The following is a 23480-nucleotide window of genomic DNA, read 5'->3' as shown; positions in this document are numbered from 1 at the left end:
ATGACGATGGGACCGTTTCTCGAAACCCTCTTCGGCGGCCTGATGGCGGGCATGCTGTATTCGCTGATCGCGCTCGGCTTCGTGCTGATCTTCAAGGCCAGCGGCGTCTTCAACTTCGCGCAGGGGGCGATGGTGCTGTTCGCCGCGCTGGCGATGGCGCGTTTCTCCGAATGGATCGGCAAGGGCACCGGCCTGGAGAGCAAGCTGCTCGTGAACCTGCTGGCCTTCGCCGCGACGATGGTGCTGATGGTGGGCGTGGCCTGGGCGATCGAGCGCTACGTGCTCGGCAAGCTGGTCAACCAGGAGGGCATCACGCTGCTGATGGCCACGCTGGGCATCACCTACGTGCTCGAGGGGCTGGGGCAGATCGTGTTCGGCTCGGACATCTACAAGATCGACGTGGGCATGCCCAAGGACCCGATCTTCCTGTTCGAGTCGACCTTCCAGGGCGGCATCCTGATCAGCCAGGAGGACCTGTACGCGGCGCTGATCGCCGCCGCGCTGGTGGCCGCGCTGGCCGCCTTCTTCCAGTACACGGGCACCGGCCGGGCGCTGCGGGCGGTGGCCGACGACCACCAGGCGGCCCAGTCCATCGGCATCCCGCTGCGGCGCATCTGGGTGATCGTCTGGTCGGTGGCGGGCTTCGCCGCGCTGGTGGCCGGGATCATCTGGGGCTCCAAGCTGGGCGTGCAGTTCTCGCTGACGCAGGTCGCGCTCAAGGCCCTGCCGGTGGTGATCCTCGGCGGCCTGACCTCGGTGCCCGGCGCCATCATCGGCGGGCTGCTGATCGGGGTGGGCGAGAAGCTGTCGGAGGCCTACATCGGCCCGATGCTGGGCGGGGGCATCGAGATCTGGTTCGCCTACGTGATGGCGCTGGGCTTCCTGCTGGTGCGCCCGCAGGGCCTGTTCGGCGAAAAGATCATCGACCGCGTCTGAGCGCAGAGCGCACAAGGAGAAGCACATGCTCTACCGTGAGAACGGCCAGTTCAAGACCAGCTACCGCGCCGACCAGCAGATCTTCCCGATCGCGCAGGACCGCGTGCTCGTGCTCGGCTTCATCGCCTTCGCCTTCCTCGCCGTGCCCTTGCTGGCCAGCGAGTACACGATGCGCGCGATCCTGATCCCCTTCCTGATCCTGTCGATGGCCGCGCTGGGGCTGAACATCCTGGTGGGCTACTGCGGCCAGATCTCGCTGGGCACCGGCGCCTTCATGGCCATCGGCGCCTACGGGGCCTACAACTTCTTCGTGCGCATCGAGGGCATGCCGGTGATCGCCGCGGTGCTGCTCGGCGGGGTCTGCTCGACGGTGATCGGCGTGATGTTCGGCCTGCCCAGCCTGCGCATCAAGGGCCTGTACCTGGCCGTGGCGACGCTGGCCGCGCAGTTCTTCTCCGACTGGGCCTTCCTGCGCATCCGCTGGCTGACGAACGACTCCTCGTCGGGCTCGGTCAGCGTGGCCGGGCTGAACGTGATGGGCCTGCCGATCGAGTCGCCGGTGCAGAAGTACCTGTTCTGCCTGGCCTTCCTGTGCCTGTTCGCGCTGATGGCCAAGAACCTGACCCGCAGCGCGATCGGCCGCGAGTGGATGGCCATGCGCGACATGGACGTGGCTGCGGCGGTGATCGGCATCCGCCCGGTCTACGCCAAGCTGAGCGCCTTCGCGGTCAGCTCCTTCATCGTCGGCGTGGCCGGTGCGCTGTGGGGCTTCGTGCACCTGGGCTCGTGGGAGCCGGCGGCCTTCAACATCACCCGCTCCTTCGACCTGCTGTTCATGATCATCATCGGCGGGCTGGGCTCGATCGTCGGCAGCTTCTTCGGCGCGGCCTTCATCGTGCTGCTGCCCATCCTGCTCGACAGCCTGCCGGCGATGGTGGGCATCCCCATCGACACGGCGCTGTCCTCGCACCTGACGGTGATGATCTTCGGCGCGCTGATCGTGTTCTTCCTGATCGTCGAGCCGCACGGCATCGCGCGGCTGTGGTCCACCGCCCGCGAGAAGCTGCGCCTGTGGCCCTTCCCGCACTGAATGGCGCCGCTGACGCCACCGATCCAGCCGCCACCAGAGCGGCTCTCTCTCCAACCCCTACCCTGCCCCACGGAGACTGCCATGACCTTGAAGTCCCTTGCCCTCGCTGCCGCCCTTGTCGCCACCGGGCTCAGCGCCACGCTCGTGCCGGGCACCTCCTTCGCCCAGGCCAAGGAGCAGTTCTTCCCGCTGCTGGTCTACCGCACCGGCCCCTACGCGCCCAACGGCGTGCCCTGGGCCAACGGCAAGCAGGACTACCTGAAGATGATCAACGCCCGTGACGGTGGCGTGAACGGCGTGAAGCTGACCTTCGAGGAATGCGAGACCGGCTACGCCACCGACAAGGGCGTCGAGTGCTACGAGCGCCTCAAGGGCAAGGGGGCCTCGCTGTTCGACCCGCAGGCCACCGGCATCACCTTCGCGCTGACCGACAAGGTGCCCAACGACAAGATCCCGCTGATCACGCTGGGCTACGGCCTGGCCGCCTCGCAGGACGGCGGCGTGTTCAAGTGGAACTTCCCGCTGATGGGCAGCTACTGGACGGCCGCCGACATCCTGATCCAGCACCTGGGCAAGCAGAACGGCGGGCTGGACAAGCTCAAGGGCAAGAAGATCGCGCTGGTCTACCACGACAGCCCCTTCGGCAAGGAGCCGATGCCGCTGCTCGAGGAGCGCAGCAAGACCCACGGCTTCGAGCTGGTGAAGATCCCGGTCACGGCGCCTGGCGTGGAGCAGAAATCGGCCTGGCTGCAGGTGCGCCAGCAGCGCCCCGACTACGTGCTGCTGTGGGGCTGGGGCGTGATGAACTCGACCGCGCTGAAGGAGGCCCAGGCCACCGGCTACCCGCGCGACAAGATGTACGGCGTGTGGTGGGCCGGCGCGGAGCCGGACGTCAAGGACGTGGGCGAAGGCGCCAAGGGCTACAACGCGCTGGCGCTCAACACCTCGGGCCAGACTCCCAAGGTGATCCAGGACATCCTCAAGCTGGTGCACGACAAGGGCCAGGGCAGCGGCCCGAAGGACGAGGTCGGCTCGGTGCTCTACGCCCGCGGCGTCATCATCCAGGCGCTGGGCGTCGAGGCCGTGCGCCGCGCGCAGGAGCGTTTCGGCAAGGGCAAGGTCATGACCGGCGAGCAGGTGCGCTGGGGCCTGGAGAACCTGGCGCTCGACGACAAGAAGCTCGCCGCCCTCGGCCTGACCGGCGTGATCCGCCCGGTCAGCACCTCGTGCCAGGACCACATGGGCTCGAGCTGGGCCCGCGTGCACACCTGGGACGGCGCCAAGTGGAGCTTCAGCTCGGACTGGTATCAGGCCGACGAGCAGATCCTCAAGCCGATGATCAAGGCCGCGTCCGAGCGTTACGCCACCGAGAAGAAGCTCACCCGCCGAGCCCCGGCGGACTGCCAGAGCTGAGCCCCTCCGAGGCGGCGACTGCCGCCGCCCCGCGCCCGCGGACCGGCCCGCCCGGATCGGCCGCGCGGGCCTGACACACAAGGTGAACGCATGAGCGCTGTACTTCTCAACGTCAACGGCATCGAGGTCATCTACAACCACGTGATCCTGGTGCTCAAGGGCGTCTCGCTGCAGGTGCCCGAAGGCAAGGTCGTCGCCCTGCTGGGTGGCAACGGCGCGGGCAAGACCACCACGCTGCGCGCGATCAGCAACCTGCTGGCCGGCGAGCGCGGCGACGTCACCAAAGGCTCGATCGAGCTGCGGGGCGACCGCATCGAGAAGCTCACGCCGGCCGACATGGTCACGCGCGGCGTGGTCCAGGTGATGGAGGGCCGGCACTGCTTCGCCCACCTCAGCATCGAGGACAACCTGATGACCGGTGCCTACACCCGCACCGACGGCAAGGCCGCGGTGGCCCAGACGCTGGAGAAGGTCTACGCCTACTTCCCGCGCCTGAAGACCCGGCGCAGCAGCCAGGCCGCCTACACCTCGGGCGGCGAGCAGCAGATGTGCGCGATCGGCCGCGCGCTGATGGCCAACCCGAAGATGGTGCTGCTCGACGAGCCGTCGATGGGCCTGGCGCCGCAGATCGTCGAGGAGGTGTTCGAGATCGTCAAGGACCTCAACACCAAGGAAGGGGTCACCTTCCTGCTGGCCGAGCAGAACACCAACATCGCGCTGCGCTACGCCGACTACGGCTACATCCTGGAGAACGGCCGCATCGTGATGGACGGCGCGGCCGGCGACCTGCGCGAGAACGAGGACGTCAAGGAGTTCTACCTCGGCATGGGCGGGGGCGACCGCAAGAGCTTCAAGGACGTGAAGAGCTACAAGCGGCGCAAGCGCTGGCTGGCCTGAGGGCCCGGAGACCGACGATGAACGATGCCTACGACACCCTGGAGCGGCGCGACCCGGCCGAACGGGAGGCCGCGCTGCTGGCGGCCCTGCCGGCGCAGATCGCCCACGCCCGCGATCGGGCCCCGGCCCTGGCCGAACGGCTGGCCGGGGTCGAGCCCGCCACCATCACCAGCCGCGACGCGCTGGCCGGCGTGCCGGTCACCCGCAAGAGCGAACTGCTGGAGCGCCAGCGCGCCACCCGCACGAGCGACGTGTTCGGCGGCCACGCCACGATCGGCTGGCGGGGCCAGGGCCCGGGGGCCGGCGCGCGCCGGGTGTTCCAGAGCCCCGGGCCGATCTACGAGCCCGAGGGCACGGGCGGCGACTACTGGCGCATGGCACGAGCCATCCACGCCGCCGGGTTCCGGCCCGGCGACCTGATCCACAACAGCTTCAGCTACCACCTGACGCCGGCGGGCTCGATGATGGAGACCGGCGCCCACGCGCTGGGCTGCACCGTCTTTGCCGGCGGCGTGGGCCACACCGAGCTGCAGCTGCAGGCCATGGCCGAGCTGCGGCCGCACGGCTACATCGGCACGCCCAGCTTCCTGAAGATCCTGATCGACAAGGCCGCCGAGACCGGCGCGGACATCAGCAGCGTGCGCCGGGCGCTGCTCAGCGGCGAGGCCTTTCCGCCGTCGCTGCGCGACTGGCTGGCCGAGCGTGGCGTCGACGGCTACCAGTGTTACGCCACCGCCGACCTGGGCCTGATCGCCTACGAGACCCCGGCCCGGGAGGGCCTGGTGATCGACGAGGGCGTGCTGCTCGAGATCGTGCGGCCCGGCACCGGCGACCCGGTGCCCGATGGCGAGGTCGGCGAGGTGGTGGTGACCACCTTCAACCGCGACTACCCGCTGATCCGCTTCGGCACCGGCGACCTGTCGGCCATCCTGCCCGGCCCCTGCCCGACCGGGCGCACGCAGCGGCGCATCCGGGGCTGGCTGGGCCGGGCCGACCAGACCACCAAGGTGCGTGGCATGTTCGTGCACCCCTCGCAGGTGGCCGAGGTGCAGCGCCGTCACCCGCTGGTCCGGCGGGCCCGCCTGGTGGTCGAGGGCGAGATGGCGCAAGACCGCATGACGCTGCGCATCGAGGCCCCCGCCGACGCCCCCGCCACGCTGTGCGACGAGGTGGCCGCCAGCGTGCGCGAGATCACCAAGCTGAGGGCGGACGTGCAGCGCGGCGAGCCCGGCAGCCTGCCCAACGATGGCAAGGTCATCGAGGATGCCCGCAGCTACCGCTGAAAGGCCGGCCCGGGCGTGAACAGCACACGCCCGGGCCGCCTTACGTAGTTCCCGCGATGAACAGACCGGACAGTGGGTCTAGGATCCGGCGACAGATCCATTTGCACCCACCAGGAGACTCCATGAAACAGACGATGACGGCCCTTGCCCTGGCTGCCGTGGCGAGCACGGTCGCCGCCCAGGGTTATCCGGAGAAGCCCATCACCCTGGTCGTTCCGTTCACCGCCGGTGGCCCGACCGACAAGGTGGCGCGTGACCTGGCCGAGGCGATGCGCAAGCCGCTGGGTGGCCAGATCATCATCGAGAACACCGCCGGTGCCGGCGGCACGCTGGGCGCGACCAAGGTGTCCAAGGCCAGCGCGGACGGCTACACCCTGCTGCTGACGCACGTGGCGATGGCCACCGCGCCGGCGCTCTACCGCACGATGCAGTACAAGGGCCTGGAAGACTTCGAATACCTCGGTCTGGTCAACGAGGTGCCGATGACGCTGATCGCCCGGCCGTCGATGGCGGCGGGCAACTACGCCGAGCTGTCCAAGTGGATCGACGCCAACAAGGGCAAGATCAACCTGGCCAACGCGGGCCTGGGATCGGCTTCGCACCTGTGCGGCCTGCTGTTCCAGAACACGCTGAAGGTCGACATGACCACCGTGCCCTACAAGGGCACCGGTCCGGCCATCACCGACCTGATCGGCGGCCAGGTCGACCTGATGTGCGACCAGACCACCAACACCACCTCGCAGATCGCCAGTGGCAAGGTCAAGGCCTACGCGGTCACCACCAGCAAGCGCCTGGGCACCGAAGCCCTGAAGAACCTGCCCACGCTGGACGAGGCCGGCCTGAAGGGCTTCAACGTCACGATCTGGCACGGCCTGTACGCCCCCAAGGGCACGCCCAAGGCAGTGGTCGACAAGCTCAACACCGCATTGAAGGCGGCGCTGAAGGATGCCGACTTCCACAAGCGCCAGGAAGCCCTGGGCGCCGTGGTCGTCTCCGATGCCCGCATGAACCCGGCCGAGCACAAGAAGTTCGTCGAGGCCGAGACCGCCAAGTGGGGCCCGGTCATCAAGGCCGCCGGCGTCTACGCCGACTGAGACACGGCCCCCGGGCCCGTGAACGATCAGGGGCGCTGCGATGCAGCGCCCTTTTTCATGCGGCGCGCCCGCACGGCGAACAGCCCGGCGCCGGCCGCCATCAGCACGCCGGAGGCGGGTTCGGGCACGGCCGAGACGCTGAACGGGTCACCGTCGGTGACCAGCCAGGCCGCCTGCCGGGTGTCGAAGCCGTTCGGGTCGTAGCTGACGGCGTCCAGGTCGATCTGCCCGTTGTCGGCGGTCAGGTAGAAGGCGCTCTGGCCCGAACCCCAGTAGGGGTCGTTCGTCACGGTCGCCCCGGTCCACAGGCCGCCGTGGACCGCCACCTGCGAGAAGGTGACCGCGCCCACGGTCACGTCGGCCAGCTGCACGGTGTTGTAGTAACCCCCGGTCACCTCGTTGTCCAGCGTCACGCCGGGGCTGTCGAAGCCGTAGCCGCCGGTGGTCGCCGTGCCCGTGGTGTCGGCCCAGGCCAGCAGGCCGAGGTTGACGTAGTACATGTAACCCAGCTCGCTGGACGTGCTGGCGTTGTTGATGCCGTAGTCGATCGTGCCGTCGAAGTAAGCCGTCGGCGTGACCGAGGAGTCGAGCTGGTAGCTCGTGCCATCGACCGGCGCGTAGCTCGGCAGCCGCCAGGTGCTGACGCCATAGAGGCCGGCGGCATTGACGGTCTGGTCGATCCAGGCGGTCGTGTCCAGCCACGACATGCGTCCCTGCTCGGCCGCGGCCACTCCGGTGGTGTAGGCCAGGTTGGCATCGGCCAGCCAGGTGATGTCCAGCACGGTGTCGTAGTAGGCCTCGTAGCCGTTGGCCGCATTGCCGTCCGCATCGCGGCCGACCAGGCTGGCGTGGGCGTGTCCGCCCGACATCAGCATCAGCATGCCGGCGAGACCGCCCGCCAGTTGACCCCGTGTCCATCGTTTCATCGGCCGCTCCTTCATCGCCTGACTGTGCATCGGGACACCCGGCCGGCTCACCCTCTGGGGCGGAGCCGGCGGCGGGCACCGGTTTGTTCAGTTCAGGAGACTACGGACTTCAGCCGGGGGCAAAAGCCGGCTCAGGGCGACCCCAGCCGGGTGTCATCTGCAGACAGATGGCACCGGATGTGATAAAGCCGATCACGCCGGCCCGCCAGGCGGTCAGCCCAGCGTCACGCGGGCGAACTTGCGCTTGCCGACCTGCACCACCCAGGTGCCGGCCTCGATCTTCAGGCCCTTGTCGGAGATGGCCACGCCATCGATGCGCACCCCCCCCTGCTCGACCATGCGCAGGCCTTCGCTGGACGAGGCGACCAGCCCGGCCTGCTTGAGCAGCGCACCGATGCCCAGCGGCGCGCCGGCCAGGCTCAGCTCGGGCATCTCGTCGGGGATGCCGCCGCGGGCACGGTGCTGGAAGTCCTGCTCCGCGGCATCGGCGGCCGCGACGCTGTGGAAACGCGCGACGATCTCGCGGGCCAGCGCGACCTTGGCGTCCTTCGGGTTGCGCCCGGCCTCGACCTCGGCCTTCAGCGCGGCGATCTCCGCCTCGCTGCGCAGGCTCAGCAGCGTGTACCAGGTCCACATCTGCACGTCGCTGATCGACAGCAGCTTGGCGAACATGGTGTTGGCCGGCTCGCTGATGCCGATGTAGTTGTTCTTGGACTTGGACATCTTCTCGACGCCGTCCAGGCCCACCAGCAGCGGCATGGTCAGGATGCACTGCGGCTCCTGGCCGTATTCGGCCTGCAGGTGGCGCCCCATCAGCAGGTTGAACTTCTGGTCGGTGCCGCCCAGCTCGAGGTCGCTCTTCAGCGCCACCGAGTCGTAGCCCTGCATCAGCGGGTAGAGGAACTCGTGCACCGCGATCGAGGTGCCGGCATGGAAACGCTCGTGGAAGTCGTTGCGCTCCATCATGCGCGCGACGGTGTAGCGCGAGGCCAGCTGGATCATGCCGCGTGCGCCGAGCGGATCGCACCATTCGGAGTTGTAGCGGATCTCGGTCCTTTCCGGATCGAGCACCAGGCTGGCCTGGCGGTAGTAGGTTTCCGCGTTGACCTTGATCTGCTCGGCCGTCAGCGGCGGGCGGGTCGTGTTGCGGCCCGATGGATCGCCGATCATCGAGGTGAAGTCGCCGATCAGGAAGATCACCGTGTGCCCCAGGTCCTGCAGCTGGCGCATCTTGTTGAGCACGACGGTGTGGCCGAGGTGGATGTCCGGGGCGGTCGGATCGAGGCCGAGCTTGATGCGCAGGGGCACGCCGGTGGCTTCCGAGCGGGCCAGCTTGCGCACCCAGTCGTCCTCGGGCAGCAGTTCCTCGCAGCCGCGACGGCTGATGGCCAGCGCCTCGCGCACACGGTCGGTGAGGGGATGAACGGGTTCGGCGGAGACTGGGCTGGACATGTAAGGCTTTGAATTTACTCGGGAATTGCTTGCACTTGTGACATCAGCTCACACCGTTATACTCGGGCGGCCTGAAGGCGGACAGGATTCTAGAGCGTCAGCTCCCCGGCGCGCGGTCGACACCGGCCACGCCCCCCGTCCGGATCATCACCTGCGGCCTCCCGGGGCTGCTCCCAACCGTGTGCAGTATCTACATTGGTGACTTCCCTGGCTGAACAAGCGCGCATGACGATGGCCGGCGCTGAACTGATGATGCGGCGCCACCCGGGTGCCGTGATGTCCGCAATCGCGACCGTGCTGCTCGGCAGTGCCGTGACCGCCTTCGGTGTCGCCCCCCTGACCGCCACGCCGCCCGACAGCCCGCCGACCCGGCAGGTCGTGCAGGCGCTGCAGCCCGAAGGACTGGCCCCGCAGGTGGCCGCCCTCGACCTGAGCGAGCTGGTCCTGCACCGCAGCGACACCACCCGCAGCGGCGACACGGCGGACTCGCTGCTGCGCCGCCTGGGCATCAGCGATGCCGAAGCCGCCACCTTCCTGCGCAGCAACGCGGTCGCCGCGCAGATGCTGACGGGCCGGGCCGGCAAGCTGGTGCACGCCCGCCTGGTCTCCGAGGCCGGCGGGGGTCGCCTGCAGCAGCTGGTCGTCAAGGGCCCGGCGGCCGACAGCCAGCAGCACGAGACCCATTTCACCCGGCTGACGATCGAACGCACGGCAGCCGGCCTGGTCGCCCGCTCCGAGCAGGCCGAGCTGCAGCGCAGCGCGCGGGTCGGCTCGGGCACGATCGAGTCGACGCTGTTCGCCGCTGCCGACGACGCCGGCCTGCCCGACGCCGTCACCAGCCAGCTGGCCGAGATGTTCGGCGCCGACATCGATTTCCGCCGCGAACTGCGCCGCGGCGACACCTTCGCTGCGGTCTACGAGACCCGCAGCGCCGACGGCGAGCCGGTGCCCTGGACGGCCGACGCTGGCCGGGTCCTGGCTGCACGCTTCGTCAACCGCGACAAGCTGCACGAAGCGATCTGGTTCCAGGAAGAAGGCGGCCGTGGCGGTTATTTCGCCCCCGACGGCTCCAGCAAGGTGCGCGGCCTGCTTGCCTCGCCACTGGCCTTCTCCCGCGTGACCTCGGGCTTCGCGATGCGCTTCCACCCGATCCAGAAGACCTGGCGCGCCCACCTGGGCGTGGACTACGGCGCGCCGACGGGCACGCCGGTGCGGGCGGTCGGCGACGGCGTGGTGGAGTTCTCCGGCGTGCAGAACGGCTACGGCAACGTCGTGGTGCTGAAGCACCGCGACGACCGCAGCACGGTCTACGCCCACCTGAGCCGCATCGACGTCAACCGTGGCGCCTCCGTGGCGCAGGGCGCGACCATCGGCGCGGTCGGCTCCACCGGCTGGGCGACCGGCCCGCACCTGCACTTCGAGTTCAAGGTCAAGGGCCAGCAGGTCGATCCGGTGCAGATCGCCCGCAGCTCCGAGACCGTGACGCTGAGCGCCGCCTCGCGCGCACGCTTCAAGCAGACCGCCGCGCTGGCCATGGATCGCCTGGACGCCACCCGCAGTTCGCCGGCGACGCTGGGCACGGCCACCGCATCGGCACGCTGAGCCGGCACGGCACCGGACGCTGCCCGTGGTCGACCGGATGCCTGGCGAGTCGCTGTACATCGGCCTGATGTCGGGCACCTCGCTGGACGGGGTCGACGGCGTGATGTGCGGCATCGACCTGGACGCACCGCGCCTGACCGTGATCCGGCACGCCCACCAGGCCTTCGAGCCCGCGCTGCGCGAGCGGCTGATGGCGCTGCAGACCAGCGGCCCCGACGAACTGCACCACGCCGCGCTGGCCGCCAACGCGCTGGCACGGGCCTACGCCGCCGTCGTCGACGAGCTGCTGCGCGGCAGCGGCCACACCGCGGCCGACCTGCGTGCCGTCGGCGCCCATGGCCAGACGGTGCGACACCAGCCCGGCCTGCACGACGGCACGGGCTACACCCTGCAGATCCACCAGCCGGCACTGCTCGCGGAGCTCTGCGGCATCGACGTCATCGCCGATTTCCGCAGCCGCGACGTCGCCGCCGGCGGCCAGGGGGCGCCACTGGTGCCGCCTTTCCACCGTTTCATGTTCGGCCAGGCCGATCGCACGGTCGGCGTGGTCAACATCGGCGGGATCAGCAACCTGACGGTGCTCGAACCCGGCCAGCCGCCCCGCGGCTTCGACTGCGGGCCGGGCAATGTGCTGATGGACCACTGGATCGGCCGGCACCGGGGCCTGACCTACGACCACGACGGCGCCTGGGCCGCTTCAGGCCGGGTCCGGGCCACGCTGCTGCAGCGCTGCTGCAGCGAGCCTTATCTGCACCAGCCGCCCCCCAAGAGCACCGGCCGGGACCTGTTCTCGCCCGCCTGGCTGGACACGCTGCTCAGCGCCGAGGACCTCGAGGCCCCGCCCGAGGACGTGCAGGCCACGCTGTGCGAGTTCACCGCCCGGGTGATCGCGGCCGACCTGCGGGCCCACGCTCCCCGTGCGACACGGCTGCTGGTGTGTGGTGGGGGCGCCTTCAATGGCGACCTGATGCGCCGCCTGGCCGGCTTGCTGCCGGGCGTGACGGTGCAGGACAGCGATGCCGCCGGCCTGCCGGCGCTGGAGGTGGAGGCGGCCGCCTTCGCCTGGCTGGCGGCCTGCCATGTGCATCGGCGTCCCGCCAGCGAAGCGGCGGTCACCGGCGCACGAGGCGCCCGGGTGCTGGGCGCCTGCTACCCGGCCTGATCAGACCGAGAAGCTCGACCCGCAGCCGCAGGTCGTCGTGGCGTTCGGGTTCTTGATCACGAACTGGGCACCCTGCAGATCTTCCTTGTAGTCGATCTCGGCACCGCCGAGGTACTGCAGGCTCATCGCGTCGATCAGCAGCGTGACGCCGTTCTTGACCATCTGGGTGTCGTCGTCGTTGACCAGCTCGTCGAAGGTGAAGCCGTACTGGAAGCCCGAGCAGCCCCCACCCTGCACGAAGACACGCAGCTTCAGGTCAGGATTGCCCTCTTCGGCCACCAGATCGGCCACCTTGGCCGCCGCGCTGTCGGTGAACAGGATCGGGGCGGGCATCGGGGTCTCGGTCTGGATGTTTTCTGCTGCGGCGCTCATCGGGCACTCCTGTCTACGGTTCAAGTCGATCGGTTATTTGTCATTGCCCACGGCGAGCAGCTTCGGGGACTTCTTGTCCTCGAGGGCTGCCGAGGCGGCATTGCCGCCCGAATTCAGGCGCGTCAATGCACCTTCGATGGTGGCACCCTGGTGCATTTCAAGGGATTCGTAGCGCACGTCGCCACGGATCAGGGCCTTGGGCTGCAGTTCCAGCAGGTGGTTCGACTCCACCGGGCCAATGACGGTCCCGTTGATGATGACATGACCCGCCTTGACCGTACCGACGACCTTGGCTTTCTCGCTGATCACCAGGATGCTCGTGTCGTTGACGTTGGCCACCACGTCGCCCTGCACCTCGCCATCGATGCGCAGGCCGTCGCCAAAACGAAGCGTGCCCTGGATGACGGTTCCCTCGCCGACCAGGCTGCGGATGGACGGCTGTTTCTTCGAATTGAACATGGTTTTCCTGATGATGGTTGTGCAACGAACGAGCGATTCATGCCCGCCGCCTCCCCTCAGAGGCGCACGGATTCCGTGACGACGGTCTTGCCGTTCTGGTCCAGTATTTTCACATCGAGCTGTTTCAGAACGGCTTTCGGCGGGAAATCGATCGCCCCTTCGAGGCGCTGATACGGCTTGAGCTTGATCTGCGTCGCCTGTCGATCGGGCTGAGACCAGTTCTTCCCGTCCAGCGTACCCGTAAGCACGATCTCTGCCCGCCCGGTGAACTCGGTCGAACGGCCCTGCTGCTGCATCAGCAAGGCCTGGAAATGCACACGTCCGCTGGCTTCGAGCTGGGCCTGCAGGCCCCGCACCGACACCAGCCGGGAACCGCCGCCGCCCGGCGCGACCTTCTCGAGGAAGGCCACGTCACGCATGAGCGCGAGGTTCTCGGCTTCGAGCGCCTTGACACGTGCGGCCAGGCTCTCCTGAGCGACCCGACCGGCCCGCAGCAGGCTATCGGCGGAGTTCGAGACCGTCAACGCCCGTTCGTGGACTTGACGCATCTGCTCGAGCTCCTCGGTGACACGCGCCAGTTCCTTGACCGCATTGCGGTCCACACCCGCAATTTCCTTGCCGAACTCGAAGGCCCACAAGGCCACGGCCGCCGAGAAGCCGAACACCAGCGCCAGGGACAGCCAGCGCAAGGGCCAGGGCAGGCGGCTGCGCACGGTGACCCGGGGCGCACTGACCGAAAAACGACGACGCAACAACTTCCAGCGCATGCCTCAAGCACTCCACCTGCACAAGAACCAGACAAGAAAAAGGGCCACACGAGGTGGCCCTTTGGAGCGGTCGCTGCCGTGATGGCAACGGGCTCGGTCGATCAGCGCTTGCTGAACTGCTTGCGGCGACGCGCGCCGTGCAGACCGACCTTCTTCCGTTCGACTTCGCGAGCGTCGCGGGTCACGAAACCAGCGTTGCTCAGCTCGGGCTTCAGGGTCGCATCGTAGTCGATCAGCGCACGGGTCACGCCGTGACGGACCGCACCGGCCTGACCGGACTCACCACCGCCATGCACGTTGACCTTGATGTCGAACGTTTCGGCGTTGTTGGTCAGCAGCAGCGGCTGCTTGACGACCATGATCGAGGTCTGACGGCCGAAATACTGGTCAACCGGCTTGCCGTTGACCACGATCTGGCCCGTGCCCTTCTTGATGAAGACACGCGCGACCGACGACTTGCGACGGCCCGTGCCGTAGTTCCAATCACCAACCATGATCGCTCCTTAGATGTCCAGCGACTTGGGCTGCTGAGCGGCGTGCGGGTGTTCACCACCGGCATAGACCTTCAGCTTCTTGATCATCGCGTAGCCCAGCGGACCCTTGGGCAGCATGCCCTTGACGGCCTTCTCGATGGCGCGACCAGGGTGCTTGGCTTGCATGTCCTTGAACTTGGTGCCGTAGATGCCACCCGGGTGACCGGTATGACGGTAGTACACCTTGTCCTCGGCCTTGTTGCCGGTGACGCGGATCTTGTCCGCATTGACGATGACGATGAAGTCACCGGTATCCACGTGAGGCGTGTAAATGGCCTTGTGTTTGCCGCGCAGGCGGAGGGCGACTTCGCTGGCCACCCGTCCCAGAACCTTGTCCGTTGCGTCAATCACAAACCACTCATGCACGACTTCGGCCGGCTTGGCGCTGAAAGTCTTCATGGGCAAATCTCTTTGCTAGATGGTCTGCGGCTACTTCCAGTGCCATCGGTTCTGCTTATTCGGGCAGCCTCTCAGGTTCCTGGCTGACATCACGACCCGACCGACCCGCGCCATGCGCGTCCGACCTCGCCAGATGCCTCTTCTCCGCGTAGCCAAAGACGGAAAAGCCTTCGAGTATAGCGCAGAAGCGCCGTCTCGAAGGCTTTTTCCCCCGCCGCCCTCACAGGGCCGCGGACGACCGGGCCGCAGCCCGGCCGGCATCACTTGCCGCTGGGCACCTTGCCGTCCACACCCTTGACGTAGAAGTTCACGCCATGGAGGAACTTGTCGTCGGCGACCTCGCCGGCCTTGAGCAGCTCCTTGCCGTCCTGGCCGACCACCGGGCCCTTCCAGATCACGAAGCTGCCATCGGTCAGGCCGGCCTTCACCTGGGCGACCTTGTCCTTGACCTCGGCAGGCACCTTGTCGGAGATCGACACCAGGTCGATCGCGCCGTCCTTGACCCCCCACCAGACGCCGCCGGTGGTCCAGGTGCCGTCCAGCGTGTCCTTGACGGCCTTCTTGTAGTACGGCGCCCAGTTGATGACCGACGAGGCCAGGTGGGCGTTCGGGCCGAACTTGCTCATGTCCGAATCCCAGCCGAAGGCCAGCTTGCCCTTCTCCTCGGCCTTCTGCAGCACGGCGCTGGAGTCGGTGTTCTGGAACAGCACGTCGGCGCCGCCGTTGATCAGGCTCTGCGCGCCTTCGCCTTCCTTCGGCGGATCGAACCACTTGTTGACCCAGACCACCTTGGTCTTGACCTTGGGGTTGACGCTCTGGGCCCCCAGGGTGAAGGTGTTGATGTTGCGGATCACCTCGGGAATCGGGATCGAGGCCACCACGCCCAGCGTGTTGGTCTTGGTCATCGAGCCGGCGATCACGCCCGCCATGTAGGCGCCTTCGTAGGTGCGGCTGTCGTAGGTGCGCATGTTGCCCGCACTCTTGTAGCCGGTGGCGTGCTCGAACTTGACGTCGGGCGTGTCGGCGGCGACCTTGAGCATCGGCTCCATGTAGCCGAAGGTGGTGCCGAAGATCAGCTTGTTGCCCTGGCCCACCAGGTCGCGCATCACCCGCTCGGCATCGGCCGACTCGGGCACGTTCTCGACGAAGGTGGTGACGATGCGGTCGCCGAACTCGGCTTCCAGCGCCTTGCGGGCGTTGTCGTGGGCATAGGTCCAGCCGGCGTCACCCACCGGACCGACATAGGCGAAGGCCACCTTCAGGGGCTCGGGCTTGGCCGCCACGGAAGCCGGCGCCGACGCCGGCTCGGCGGCCGGGGCCGCCTCTTCCTTCTTGCCGCAACCGGCCAGGGCGGCAACGGTCGCCAGGGCCGCCCAGCTGGTGGCCTTCAGCAGCGAGCGCTTCGAGAGCAGGGACATGGATTCTCCAGAGGACTGAGGAGGTTGGCATGATGGGATCGGTTCACGACCCCGGGAAAAACGGCTTGCCCAGCGAGGCCGGCATGTTCAGCCGGATCCAGGCCGGATTGCGCGAGATCAGCACCAGCACCACGATGGTCGAGACATACGGCAGCATCGTCAACCACTGGCTGGCGATCTGCACGCCTTCGCCCTGCAGCTGGAACTGCAGCATCGTGACGCCGCCGAACAGGTAGGCGCCGAGCAGCACCCGGGCCGGGCGCCAGGTGGCGAAGGTGGTCAGCGCCAGCGCGATCCAGCCCTTGCCAGCGGTCATGCCCTCGACCCACAGCGGCGTGTAGATCACCGACAGGTAGGCACCCGCGACCCCGCACAGCGCACCGCCCGCCAGCACGGCCAGGAAACGGATGCGGCGCACCGGATAGCCCAGCGCGTGCGCGGCCTCGGGCGACTCGCCCACCGCACGCAGCACCAGCCCGGCCCGCGAGCGGTAGAGGAACCAGGCCAGCGCCAGCGCGAAGGCCATCGTCAGGTAGACCATCGGGTGCTGGCGGAACAGCGCCGGCCCGAACCACGGCAGGTCCGACAGCCAGGGCAGCTCGAACTGGCTGCGCTGCGACAGCTTCTCCTGCGTGTAGCGGATGCCCAGGAAGGCCGAGAAGCCGCCGCCGAACAGGCTCAGCGCCAGCCCGGTGGCGTACTGGTTGGTGTTGAGCCAGATGACCAGCACCCCGAACGCGGCGGCCATCACCGCCCCGGCCAGCGCCCCGGCGCCCAGCGCCAGCACGTCGCTGCCGGTGTGCACCGAGGTGGCGAAGCCGGCGATCGCCGCCACCAGCATCATGCCCTCGGCGCCCAGGTTCAGCACCCCGGCGCGTTCGTTGATCAGCAGCCCCAGGCCGGCGATGGCCAGCACGGTGCCCGCGCTCAGCGTCGCGGCCACCAGCAGTGCGAACTCGTTCATGCCGCCTCCTCCTTGAGTGCGGGCGAGGCCTGGCGCAGCGGCGCGGCCGTCCACTTCAGGCGATAGGCGATCAGCGTGTCGCAGGCCAGCAGCGTGAACAGCAGCAGGCCCTGGAACACGCCGGTGAGGGACTTCGGCAGCCCCAGGCGCGACTGCGCCAGCTCGCCGCCGATGTAGAACATGCTCATCAGCACCGCCGAGAACACGATGCCCACCGGATGCAGCCGCCCGACGAAGGCGACGATGATGGCCGCGAAACCGTAGCCCACCGGCACATAGGGCGTGAGCTGGCCGAGCGGGCCGGCCGCCTCGAGCGCCCCGGCCAGGCCGGCCATGCCCCCGGAAATCAGCAGCGCGGTCCACATCGCCGTGCGCGAGGAAAAACCGGCGTAGCGGGCCGCCGCCGGCGCCAGCCCGCCCACCTGCAGCGCGAAGCCCCGGTAGGTGCGGAACAGGAAGACCCAGGCCAGCCCGGCCAGCACCAGCGCGATCAGCACCCCGGCGTTGGCACGCAGGCCGGGGAACAGGCGCGGGATCTTCGTGACCGCCTCGAAGGTGATGGTCTGCGGGAAGTTGTAGCCCAGCGGATCCTTCCACGGGCCGTAGACCAGGTAGCTCAGCAGCATCTCGGCGACGTAGACCAGCATCAGGCTGACGAGGATCTCGCCGGCATTGAAGCGGTCGCGCAGCAGCGCGACGATGCCCGCCCACAGCATGCCGCCCAGCACGCCGGCGGCCAGGATGGCCAGCACGATGGCCGGCGAGCTGTCACGGTCGGCCTGCATCGCCACCCAGCCCCCGGCGAGCGCCCCGAGGATGAACTGCCCCTCGGCGCCGATGTTCCACAGGTTGGAGCGGAAGCAGACCGCCAGGCCCAGCGCGATCAGCACCAGCGGCACCGCCTTGACCGACAGCTCCGACAGCGCCCGCAGGTCCTTGACCGGCTCGATGAAGAACATCTGCAGGCCCCGCACCGGGTCCTTGCCCAGCAGCAGGAACAGGCCGATGCCGATCACCACCGTCAGCGCCAGCGCCAGCAGCGGCGAGGCGAACGACATCCATCTCGACGGCTGCGCACGCAGCTCCAGCTTAAGCATGACGGGCCTCCCGATCCCACAAGCCCGACATCCAGGCACCGATCTGCTCGACCGTGGCCTGCGAGGTGGCGATCGACGGCGACAGCCGCCCCTGCGCCATCACGACCAGGCGGTCGCAGATCTCGAACAGCTCGTCGAGCTCCTCGCTGACGATCAGCAGCGCGCAGCCCGCGTCCCGCAGCGCCAGCAGCTCGCCGCGGATCTGCGCGGCCGCGCCCACGTCCACGCCCCAGGTCGGCTGCGAGACGATGAGCAGCTTCGGCCGGGCGTCGATCTCGCGCCCGACGATGAACTTCTGCAGGTTGCCGCCCGACAGCGAGCGGGCCACCGCATCCGGCCCGCCGGCCTTGACCTTGAAGCGCGAGATCAGGTCGGTCGCCAGGCGCTGCACCTCGGCCATGCGCAGCCAGCCCGCCGGACCGACCAGCTCGCTGCGCGTGAGCAGCGTGTTGTGCGCCAGGCTGAGCGTGGGCACCGCGCCGCGCCCCAGGCGCTCCTCGGGCACGAAGTGCAGGCCGCGGGCCCGCCGGTGCACCGGCGAGGCCTGGGCGATGTCCTGCTCGAACAGGCGGATGCTGCCCGGTGCCGCGCGGCGGTCCTCGCCCGACAGCGCGGCCATCAGCGCCCCCTGGCCGTTGCCCGACACCCCGGCGATGCCCAGGATCTCGCCACCGCGCAGCGCCAGGTCGATGCCCTCGAGGTCGACGCCGAAAGGGTCGGTGCGCGCCAGGCTCAGCCCACGCACCTGCAGCGCCACCGGCCCGGGGCTGGCGCTGCGGTGCATCAGCTGCGGCGGCTCCGCGCCGATCATCAGGCGCGACAGCGAGGCGTTGCTCTCCAGCGTCGGGTCGACCTCGCCGGTGACCCGGCCCCCGCGCAGCACGGTGCAGTGGTGGCACAGGGCACGGATCTCGTCGAGCTTGTGGCTGATGTAGAGGATGGCGCAACCCTGCGCGGCCAGCCGGCGCAGCGTGACGAACAGCTTCGTGACCGCCTGCGGGGTCAGCACCGAGGTCGGCTCGTCGAGGATCAGCAGCTGCGGGCGCGTCAGCAGCGCCCGCACGATCTCGACCCGCTGGCGCTCACCCACCGACAGGCTGTGCACCGGGCGCAGCGGATCGACCTCGAGCCCGTATTCCACCGAGACCTCGCGGATGCGCGCGCTCACCTCGGCCAGCGACAGCGACTGGTCGAGACCGAGCCAGACGTTCTCGGCGGCGGTGAGCGTGTCGAACAGCGAGAAATGCTGATAGACCATGCTGATGCCGAGCTCGCGCGCCCGGGCAGGGCTGCCGATCTGCACCGGCTGGCCGTTCCACAGGATCTCGCCTTCATCGGGCCGCACCGCGCCGTAGATGATCTTCATCAGCGTGGACTTGCCCGCACCGTTCTCGCCCAGCACGGCGTGGATCTGGCCAGGCTGCACCAGCAGGTTCACGCCGTCGTTGGCGCGCACGGCGGGGTACTGCTTGCTGATGCGGCGGAGTTCGAGTCGAGGCGGGCTCATGGGCGGCGGCATTCGGGGCGACGCCGGCCGGGCGCCTTCGGTGGAAGCGGAAAGTTCATGGCGGCGGTCATTCTCGGTCAGGCCGTGCGGGTCGGCGTCAGGTCGCGGCCCGCCACCAGCACCTGCACCAGGTGGCGCTCGTCGGACAGCGTCAGCCAGGCGAACAGGCGCTCGTGCAGGCCGGTGGCCAGGCGGTCGCGGTGCTCGCCGACCGGCCCGCGGGCCCAGTCCCACACGACCAGGTCGGCGCAGCAGCCTTCGGCGAACGAGCCGATCTCGCCCTCCAGACCCAATGCAAGCGCCGCGCCCGCGGTGGCACCGTACAGCGCCTTCCAGGCGCTGAGCTTGTGGCCCTGCAGCGCCAGCACCTTGTAGCCGTCGGCCAGCGTGCGCTGCATCGACAGGCTGGTGCCCCCGCCCACGTCGCTGGCCACGCTGACCCGCGCCCCGGCCGCCTCCAGCGCCGGCCAGTCGAGCAGGCCGCTGCCCAGGAACAGGTTGGAGCTGGGACAGAACGCGATCTGCGCGCCGGTGTCGGCCAGCAGGCGGCGGTCGGTGTCGTCCAGCCAGATGCCGTGCGCCAGCACCGAACGCCCGTTGAGCAGGCCGGCGCGGTGGTAGACGTCGAGGTAGCTGCGCGCCTCGGGGAAGAGCTCGGCCACCCAGCGCACCTCGTCGCGGTTCTCGGCCACGTGGGTCTGCATGTACAGGCCCGGCACCTCGGCCAGCAGCCGACCGGCCATCGCCAGCTGGGCCGGCGTGCTGGTGGGCGCGAAGCGCACGGTCAGCGCATAGGCCAGCCGGCCGCGGCCATGCCAGCGCTCGATCAGCGCCCGGCTGTCGGCCTCGGCACCGATCACGTCGTCGCACAGCGCCGGCGGCGCGTGGCGGTCCATCAGCACCTTGCCCGCCACCAGCCGCATGCCGCGGGCGTGGGCCGCGCCCAGCAGCGCCTCGGCGCTGACGCGGTGCACGGTCGGGAAGACCACCGCGCTGGTCGTGCCGTGGCCCAGCAGCGCGTCCAGGAACAGCGCCGAACGCTCGACCGCCAGCGCCTCGTCGGCGTAACGCTGCTCGGCGGGGAAGGTGTAGGTCTCGAGCCAGTCGAGCAGCTCGGTGCCGTGGCTGGCGATGACGTCGAGCTGCGGGCTGTGCACATGCGTGTCGATGAAGCCGGGCAGGATCAGCCGGCCACGGTGGTCGATCCGCTGCCAGTCGGCGCCGGGCGTGCTCGTCGCGGCCGGCTCGGCCCCGACGATGCGGCCCTGCTCGATCATCAGCCAGTGGTCGGGCCGCCAGCGGATGCCCGCAGCCGCCCCCCGACCGGCCAGCTCGGCCGGGGACGCCCAGCCGGGATCGGCGGTGAAGTCGAGCAGGTCGCCCCGCACGGCCAGCCGGGCCGGGGTCGTCGATGCGAGGAAGGGGTTCATGGACTCAGTATCCTGCGGTCGGGCTGGCGCAGCTGCGCCAGCCCGCGTGCCACGTCGCGCACCATCTCGCGCAACCAGCGCAGCGAGGCCGCGCTGTGGCTGACGTCATGCCAGAGCTGGTAGTAGCTCAGGCTCGGAAAGGCCATCGGGCAGCGCACGATGCGCAGCGGCAGCTGCGCCAGGTAACGGCCGCAGAACAGCCGCCCCGTGGTCAGCACCAGATGGGTCTGCGCCAGCAGCGCCGGCACCAGGGAAAAATGCGGCGAGCGCACGGCGATGTGGCGCTGCAGCCCGGCGCGCGCCAGGTGCTCGTCGATGAAACCCAGCGCGCCCGCATGCATCGGCGTGGGCGCGACATGCTCGGCCGCCAGGTAACGCTCGACCGTCCAGCTGCGCGGCGAGCGCACGGCGGGGTGGTCCTCGCCGACCAGGCAGACGATCTCGTCGGCGTAGAGGCGGCCCAGGTGCAGCTCTCCGGGTGGCTCCAGCCAGTTGCCGATCACCAGGTCGACCTCGCCGCGTGCCAGCCGGGCGCGGTAGTCGTATTCGGCCGACAGCGCATGCAGCGTGACGCGTGCCAGCGGCGCCTCGCGCCGCAGCCGCGCCACCAGCGCGGGCAGGAACAACGGGTCGAGGTAGTCGCTCGCCGCGATGCGGAACTCCACCTCGCTGCCCTGCGGGCTGAACGCCCGGGCGCTGACCTTGCCGCCGAAGAGCTGCTCGGCGCTGCGCAGCAGGTCGGCGGCCGTGCCCAGCAGCTGCAGCGCCACCTCGGTGGGCACCATGCCGGCCCCCGAACGCACCAGCAGCGGATCGCCCACGAGCGCACGCAGCCGCTTGAGCTGGGCGCTCACGGCCGGCTGGGTCGAGCCCAGCTGCACGGCGGCTCGCGATACGCTGCGTTCTGAGATCACGGTGTGGAAGACACGGACAAGGTGGAGCTCGATCTTGTCGAAGACGGCGCGATTGGCCATACGTTCATTCTCATGCTGGTCATGCCTGAACATGTATAGCAAGAAACGCGCAAAGGAGTATGTTCTCGCCCATGCCGATGCCTGTCGACCTGCCCGCCCCCCGCCCGATCCGCTTCTTCCACCAGGGAGCGATCCGCGAGATCACCGATGCCAGCCCCACCCGCAGCGTGCTCGACTGGCTGCGCGAGGACGCCCGCTGCACCGGCACCAAGGAGGGCTGCAACGAAGGGGACTGCGGCGCCTGCACCGTCATCGTCGCCGAGCTGGCCGGGCGCGCCGAGGCCACCGGCACCGACTCGGCCCGGGCCGCCGTGGTCGGGCCGCTGCTGCTGCGCACGGTCAACGCCTGCCTGCGTTTCCTGCCCACGCTCGACGGCAAGGCCCTGCTGACGGTCGAGGACCTGAGCCCGCCCGGCGCCGGCACGCTGCACCCGGTGCAGCAGGCACTGGTCGACCACCACGGCTCGCAGTGCGGCTTCTGCACCCCCGGCTTCGTGATGAGCCTGACCGCCACCTACGAGCACCGGCAGGCCCAGGCCGGCGGCCGCTGCCCGCCGCGGGCCGAGCTGGCCGACGCGCTGGCCGGCAACCTGTGCCGCTGCACCGGCTACCGCCCCATCCTCGAGGCCGGCGAGCGCATGTTCGAGCTGCCGGTGCAGCGCCTGGACACCGCCCCCATCGCCGCCGCGCTGCACATGCTCAGCGGCGACCCGGCCCTGCACTACGCCCCCGCCGGCCACCCGACCACCTTCCATGCGCCGCGCAGCGTCCAGGCGCTGGCCACGCTGCATGCCGCGGCCCCCGACGCGCAGCTGATGGCCGGCAGCACCGACATCGGCCTGTGGGTCAACAAGCAGTTCCGCCGCTTCGACACCCTGATCGCCACCGGCGAGGTCGCCGAGCTGCAGCGCATCGAGTGCGTGGGCCACGACGATGGCAGCCACACGCTGCGGCTGGGCGCCGCCGCCTCGCTCGAGGACGCCTGGAGCGCGCTGGCCGCACGGCTGCCCTCGCTGAACGACGTCTGGCGCCGCTTCGCCTCGCCGCCGGTGCGCCATGCCGGCACGCTGGGCGGCAACATCGCCAACGGCTCGCCGATCGGCGACGGCGCCCCGGTGCTGATGGCGCTGGACGCCACCGTGCTGCTGCAGCACGGCGAGCGACAGCGCCGCGTGCCGCTGGACCGTTTCTACCTGGGCTACATGAAGAACGAGCGCCAGCCCGGCGAGTTCCTGCGCACCCTCGAAGTGCCGCTGCCCGCACCCGACAGCGCCAGCCGCCGCACGCTGGTGCGCGCCTGGAAGGTCTCCAAGCGCCACGACAGCGACATCTCGGCGCTGCTCGGGGCCGTCCTGCTGGTGCTCGACACCACGGATCCGGTCGCCCCGGTGGTGGCCGAGGTCCGCATCAGCTTCGGCGGCATGGCCGCCACCGTCTGCCGAGCGCCGCAGGCCGAGGCCGCGCTGCGGGGCCGGTCGTGGGACGAGGCCGGCGTGCGGCGCGCCATGGCCGCGCTGCACGCCGACTACCAGCCGATGTCCGACCTGCGCGCCAGCGCCCGCTACCGGCAGCGGGTCGCCGCCAACCTGCTGTGGCGGCTGTGGCTGGAAAGCCGGCCCGACGGCGCCCTGCCCGCCGAGCAGCTCATCGTCTGGCACGGCGAGGCCGGACGACAGGTCGTCACGGCGGACTGAACCGGCCGATC

Annotated in this window: 22 protein-coding genes; 9 read left to right on the top strand and 13 right to left on the bottom strand. The window is 69.4% G+C overall.

Annotated elements, in window-relative coordinates; translation table 11 throughout:
• The first annotated feature begins 6 nt into the window (after window positions 1–6).
• The 6 genes from C7444_RS07605 (at window position 7) to C7444_RS07580 (ending at window position 6713) form a co-directional block, all read left to right on the top strand.
• Window positions 7–936 carry a branched-chain amino acid ABC transporter permease gene (locus tag C7444_RS07605; protein WP_110400240.1) on the top strand — a complete coding sequence of 310 codons (930 nt, stop codon included), beginning with the start codon at window positions 7–9 and terminating at the stop codon, window positions 934–936.
• A gap of 25 nt (window positions 937–961) precedes the next feature.
• On the top strand, window positions 962–2026 hold the full coding sequence (locus C7444_RS07600) for a branched-chain amino acid ABC transporter permease (protein ID WP_110400239.1): 1065 nt from the start codon (window positions 962–964) through the stop codon (window positions 2024–2026).
• Between the two features lie 81 nt (window positions 2027–2107).
• Window positions 2108–3439, top strand: a complete 1332-nt coding sequence (locus tag C7444_RS07595) for an ABC transporter substrate-binding protein (protein WP_110400238.1) — start codon at window positions 2108–2110, stop codon at window positions 3437–3439.
• Window positions 3440–3529: 90 nt separating this feature from the next.
• On the top strand, window positions 3530–4336 hold the full coding sequence (locus C7444_RS07590) for an ABC transporter ATP-binding protein (RefSeq protein WP_110400237.1): 807 nt from the start codon (window positions 3530–3532) through the stop codon (window positions 4334–4336).
• A gap of 17 nt (window positions 4337–4353) precedes the next feature.
• Entirely contained in the window at window positions 4354–5619 is a 1266-nt protein-coding gene (locus C7444_RS07585; protein ID WP_110400236.1) for a phenylacetate--CoA ligase family protein, read from the top strand.
• Window positions 5620–5741: 122 nt separating this feature from the next.
• Window positions 5742–6713, top strand: a complete 972-nt coding sequence (locus C7444_RS07580) for a tripartite tricarboxylate transporter substrate-binding protein (RefSeq protein ID WP_110400235.1) — start codon at window positions 5742–5744, stop codon at window positions 6711–6713.
• Window positions 6714–6739: 26 nt separating this feature from the next.
• Here the strand turns inward: C7444_RS07580 and C7444_RS07575 are convergent, their stop codons facing one another.
• Window positions 6740–7639: a PEP-CTERM sorting domain-containing protein gene (locus C7444_RS07575; RefSeq protein WP_170130665.1), complete on the bottom strand. Its 900-nt coding sequence runs from the start codon at window positions 7637–7639 to the stop codon at window positions 6740–6742.
• Between the two features lie 213 nt (window positions 7640–7852).
• Window positions 7853–9091 (bottom strand): tyrosine--tRNA ligase, encoded by a 1239-nt coding sequence (gene tyrS / locus C7444_RS07570; protein ID WP_110400233.1) that lies wholly within the window; start codon window positions 9089–9091, stop codon window positions 7853–7855.
• 276 nt (window positions 9092–9367) lie between these two features.
• Between tyrS and C7444_RS07565 the strand changes: the two genes are divergently transcribed.
• Together C7444_RS07565 and C7444_RS07560 are read left to right on the top strand one after the other, a co-directional pair.
• A complete protein-coding gene (locus C7444_RS07565; RefSeq protein ID WP_245909441.1) occupies window positions 9368–10693 on the top strand; it encodes a M23 family metallopeptidase in 1326 nt (441 codons plus the stop codon).
• A 37-nt stretch (window positions 10694–10730) separates the two neighbouring features.
• A complete protein-coding gene (locus C7444_RS07560; protein ID WP_110400311.1) occupies window positions 10731–11855 on the top strand; it encodes an anhydro-N-acetylmuramic acid kinase in 1125 nt (374 codons plus the stop codon).
• Here the strand turns inward: C7444_RS07560 and erpA are convergent, their stop codons facing one another.
• The 11 genes from erpA to C7444_RS07505 all read right to left on the bottom strand — a co-directional run bounded on the left by erpA (window position 11856) and on the right by C7444_RS07505 (window position 21775).
• Window positions 11856–12227, bottom strand: a complete 372-nt coding sequence (gene erpA, locus C7444_RS07555) for an iron-sulfur cluster insertion protein ErpA (RefSeq protein WP_110400231.1) — start codon at window positions 12225–12227, stop codon at window positions 11856–11858.
• Between the two features lie 33 nt (window positions 12228–12260).
• A complete protein-coding gene (locus tag C7444_RS07550; protein ID WP_110400230.1) occupies window positions 12261–12686 on the bottom strand; it encodes a bactofilin family protein in 426 nt (141 codons plus the stop codon).
• Between the two features lie 56 nt (window positions 12687–12742).
• Window positions 12743–13453 (bottom strand): DUF6776 family protein, encoded by a 711-nt coding sequence (locus C7444_RS07545; RefSeq protein ID WP_110400229.1) that lies wholly within the window; start codon window positions 13451–13453, stop codon window positions 12743–12745.
• A gap of 101 nt (window positions 13454–13554) precedes the next feature.
• Window positions 13555–13947, bottom strand: coding sequence for a 30S ribosomal protein S9 (rpsI, locus tag C7444_RS07540; RefSeq protein ID WP_110400228.1), 393 nt, complete (start codon window positions 13945–13947; stop codon window positions 13555–13557).
• Window positions 13948–13956: 9 nt separating this feature from the next.
• Window positions 13957–14385, bottom strand: coding sequence for a 50S ribosomal protein L13 (gene rplM, locus C7444_RS07535; RefSeq protein ID WP_110400227.1), 429 nt, complete (start codon window positions 14383–14385; stop codon window positions 13957–13959).
• Window positions 14386–14645: 260 nt separating this feature from the next.
• Window positions 14646–15803: a BMP family ABC transporter substrate-binding protein gene (locus C7444_RS07530; RefSeq protein WP_110400226.1), complete on the bottom strand. Its 1158-nt coding sequence runs from the start codon at window positions 15801–15803 to the stop codon at window positions 14646–14648.
• Window positions 15804–15846: 43 nt separating this feature from the next.
• The gene (locus tag C7444_RS07525) at window positions 15847–16767 is read right to left on the bottom strand and encodes an ABC transporter permease (protein WP_110400225.1); all 921 of its coding nucleotides are present in this window, start codon (window positions 16765–16767) and stop codon (window positions 15847–15849) included.
• Window positions 16764–17864, bottom strand: a complete 1101-nt coding sequence (locus C7444_RS07520; protein ID WP_110400224.1) for an ABC transporter permease — start codon at window positions 17862–17864, stop codon at window positions 16764–16766. Before C7444_RS07520 ends, C7444_RS07525 begins: the two co-directional genes overlap by 4 nt.
• Window positions 17857–19371, bottom strand: coding sequence for an ABC transporter ATP-binding protein (locus C7444_RS07515; protein ID WP_110400223.1), 1515 nt, complete (start codon window positions 19369–19371; stop codon window positions 17857–17859). Before C7444_RS07515 ends, C7444_RS07520 begins: the two co-directional genes overlap by 8 nt.
• Before the next feature lie 77 nt (window positions 19372–19448).
• The gene (guaD, locus tag C7444_RS07510; protein ID WP_110400222.1) at window positions 19449–20801 is read right to left on the bottom strand and encodes a guanine deaminase; all 1353 of its coding nucleotides are present in this window, start codon (window positions 20799–20801) and stop codon (window positions 19449–19451) included.
• Window positions 20798–21775, bottom strand: a complete 978-nt coding sequence (locus C7444_RS07505) for a LysR family transcriptional regulator (protein WP_110400221.1) — start codon at window positions 21773–21775, stop codon at window positions 20798–20800. Before C7444_RS07505 ends, guaD begins: the two co-directional genes overlap by 4 nt.
• A 77-nt stretch (window positions 21776–21852) precedes the next feature.
• On the opposite strand from C7444_RS07505, the gene xdhA reads away from it, so the two are divergent.
• The gene (xdhA, locus tag C7444_RS07500; RefSeq protein WP_110400310.1) at window positions 21853–23469 is read left to right on the top strand and encodes a xanthine dehydrogenase small subunit; all 1617 of its coding nucleotides are present in this window, start codon (window positions 21853–21855) and stop codon (window positions 23467–23469) included.
• Window positions 23470–23480: the final 11 nt, after the last annotated feature.

Origin of the sequence: Sphaerotilus hippei (assembly GCF_003201595.1) — a bacterium.
GTDB classification, from domain to species: Bacteria; Pseudomonadota; Gammaproteobacteria; order Burkholderiales; family Burkholderiaceae_C; genus Sphaerotilus; species Sphaerotilus hippei.
This window is presented reverse-complemented; position numbering and strand designations above follow the sequence as displayed.

Coding starts and splice junctions, on each gene's coding strand:
- C7444_RS07515 (WP_110400223.1), bottom strand. CDS start 19,371: ATGAGCCCGCCTCGACTCGAACTCCGCCGCATCAGCAAGCAGTACCCC.
- guaD (WP_110400222.1), bottom strand. CDS start 20,801: ATGAACCCCTTCCTCGCATCGACGACCCCGGCCCGGCTGGCCGTGCGG.
- rplM (WP_110400227.1), bottom strand. CDS start 14,385: ATGAAGACTTTCAGCGCCAAGCCGGCCGAAGTCGTGCATGAGTGGTTT.
- C7444_RS07585 (WP_110400236.1), top strand. CDS start 4,354: ATGAACGATGCCTACGACACCCTGGAGCGGCGCGACCCGGCCGAACGG.
- C7444_RS07595 (WP_110400238.1), top strand. CDS start 2,108: ATGACCTTGAAGTCCCTTGCCCTCGCTGCCGCCCTTGTCGCCACCGGG.
- C7444_RS07600 (WP_110400239.1), top strand. CDS start 962: ATGCTCTACCGTGAGAACGGCCAGTTCAAGACCAGCTACCGCGCCGAC.
- rpsI (WP_110400228.1), bottom strand. CDS start 13,947: ATGGTTGGTGATTGGAACTACGGCACGGGCCGTCGCAAGTCGTCGGTC.
- xdhA (WP_110400310.1), top strand. CDS start 21,853: ATGCCTGTCGACCTGCCCGCCCCCCGCCCGATCCGCTTCTTCCACCAG.
- C7444_RS07580 (WP_110400235.1), top strand. CDS start 5,742: ATGAAACAGACGATGACGGCCCTTGCCCTGGCTGCCGTGGCGAGCACG.
- C7444_RS07605 (WP_110400240.1), top strand. CDS start 7: ATGGGACCGTTTCTCGAAACCCTCTTCGGCGGCCTGATGGCGGGCATG.
- C7444_RS07520 (WP_110400224.1), bottom strand. CDS start 17,864: ATGCTTAAGCTGGAGCTGCGTGCGCAGCCGTCGAGATGGATGTCGTTC.
- C7444_RS07575 (WP_170130665.1), bottom strand. CDS start 7,639: ATGAAACGATGGACACGGGGTCAACTGGCGGGCGGTCTCGCCGGCATG.
- erpA (WP_110400231.1), bottom strand. CDS start 12,227: ATGAGCGCCGCAGCAGAAAACATCCAGACCGAGACCCCGATGCCCGCC.
- C7444_RS07590 (WP_110400237.1), top strand. CDS start 3,530: ATGAGCGCTGTACTTCTCAACGTCAACGGCATCGAGGTCATCTACAAC.
- C7444_RS07505 (WP_110400221.1), bottom strand. CDS start 21,775: ATGGCCAATCGCGCCGTCTTCGACAAGATCGAGCTCCACCTTGTCCGT.
- C7444_RS07560 (WP_110400311.1), top strand. CDS start 10,731: ATGCCTGGCGAGTCGCTGTACATCGGCCTGATGTCGGGCACCTCGCTG.
- C7444_RS07550 (WP_110400230.1), bottom strand. CDS start 12,686: ATGTTCAATTCGAAGAAACAGCCGTCCATCCGCAGCCTGGTCGGCGAG.
- C7444_RS07525 (WP_110400225.1), bottom strand. CDS start 16,767: ATGAACGAGTTCGCACTGCTGGTGGCCGCGACGCTGAGCGCGGGCACC.
- C7444_RS07565 (WP_245909441.1), top strand. CDS start 9,368: ATGTCCGCAATCGCGACCGTGCTGCTCGGCAGTGCCGTGACCGCCTTC.
- tyrS (WP_110400233.1), bottom strand. CDS start 9,091: ATGTCCAGCCCAGTCTCCGCCGAACCCGTTCATCCCCTCACCGACCGT.
- C7444_RS07545 (WP_110400229.1), bottom strand. CDS start 13,453: ATGCGCTGGAAGTTGTTGCGTCGTCGTTTTTCGGTCAGTGCGCCCCGG.
- C7444_RS07530 (WP_110400226.1), bottom strand. CDS start 15,803: ATGTCCCTGCTCTCGAAGCGCTCGCTGCTGAAGGCCACCAGCTGGGCG.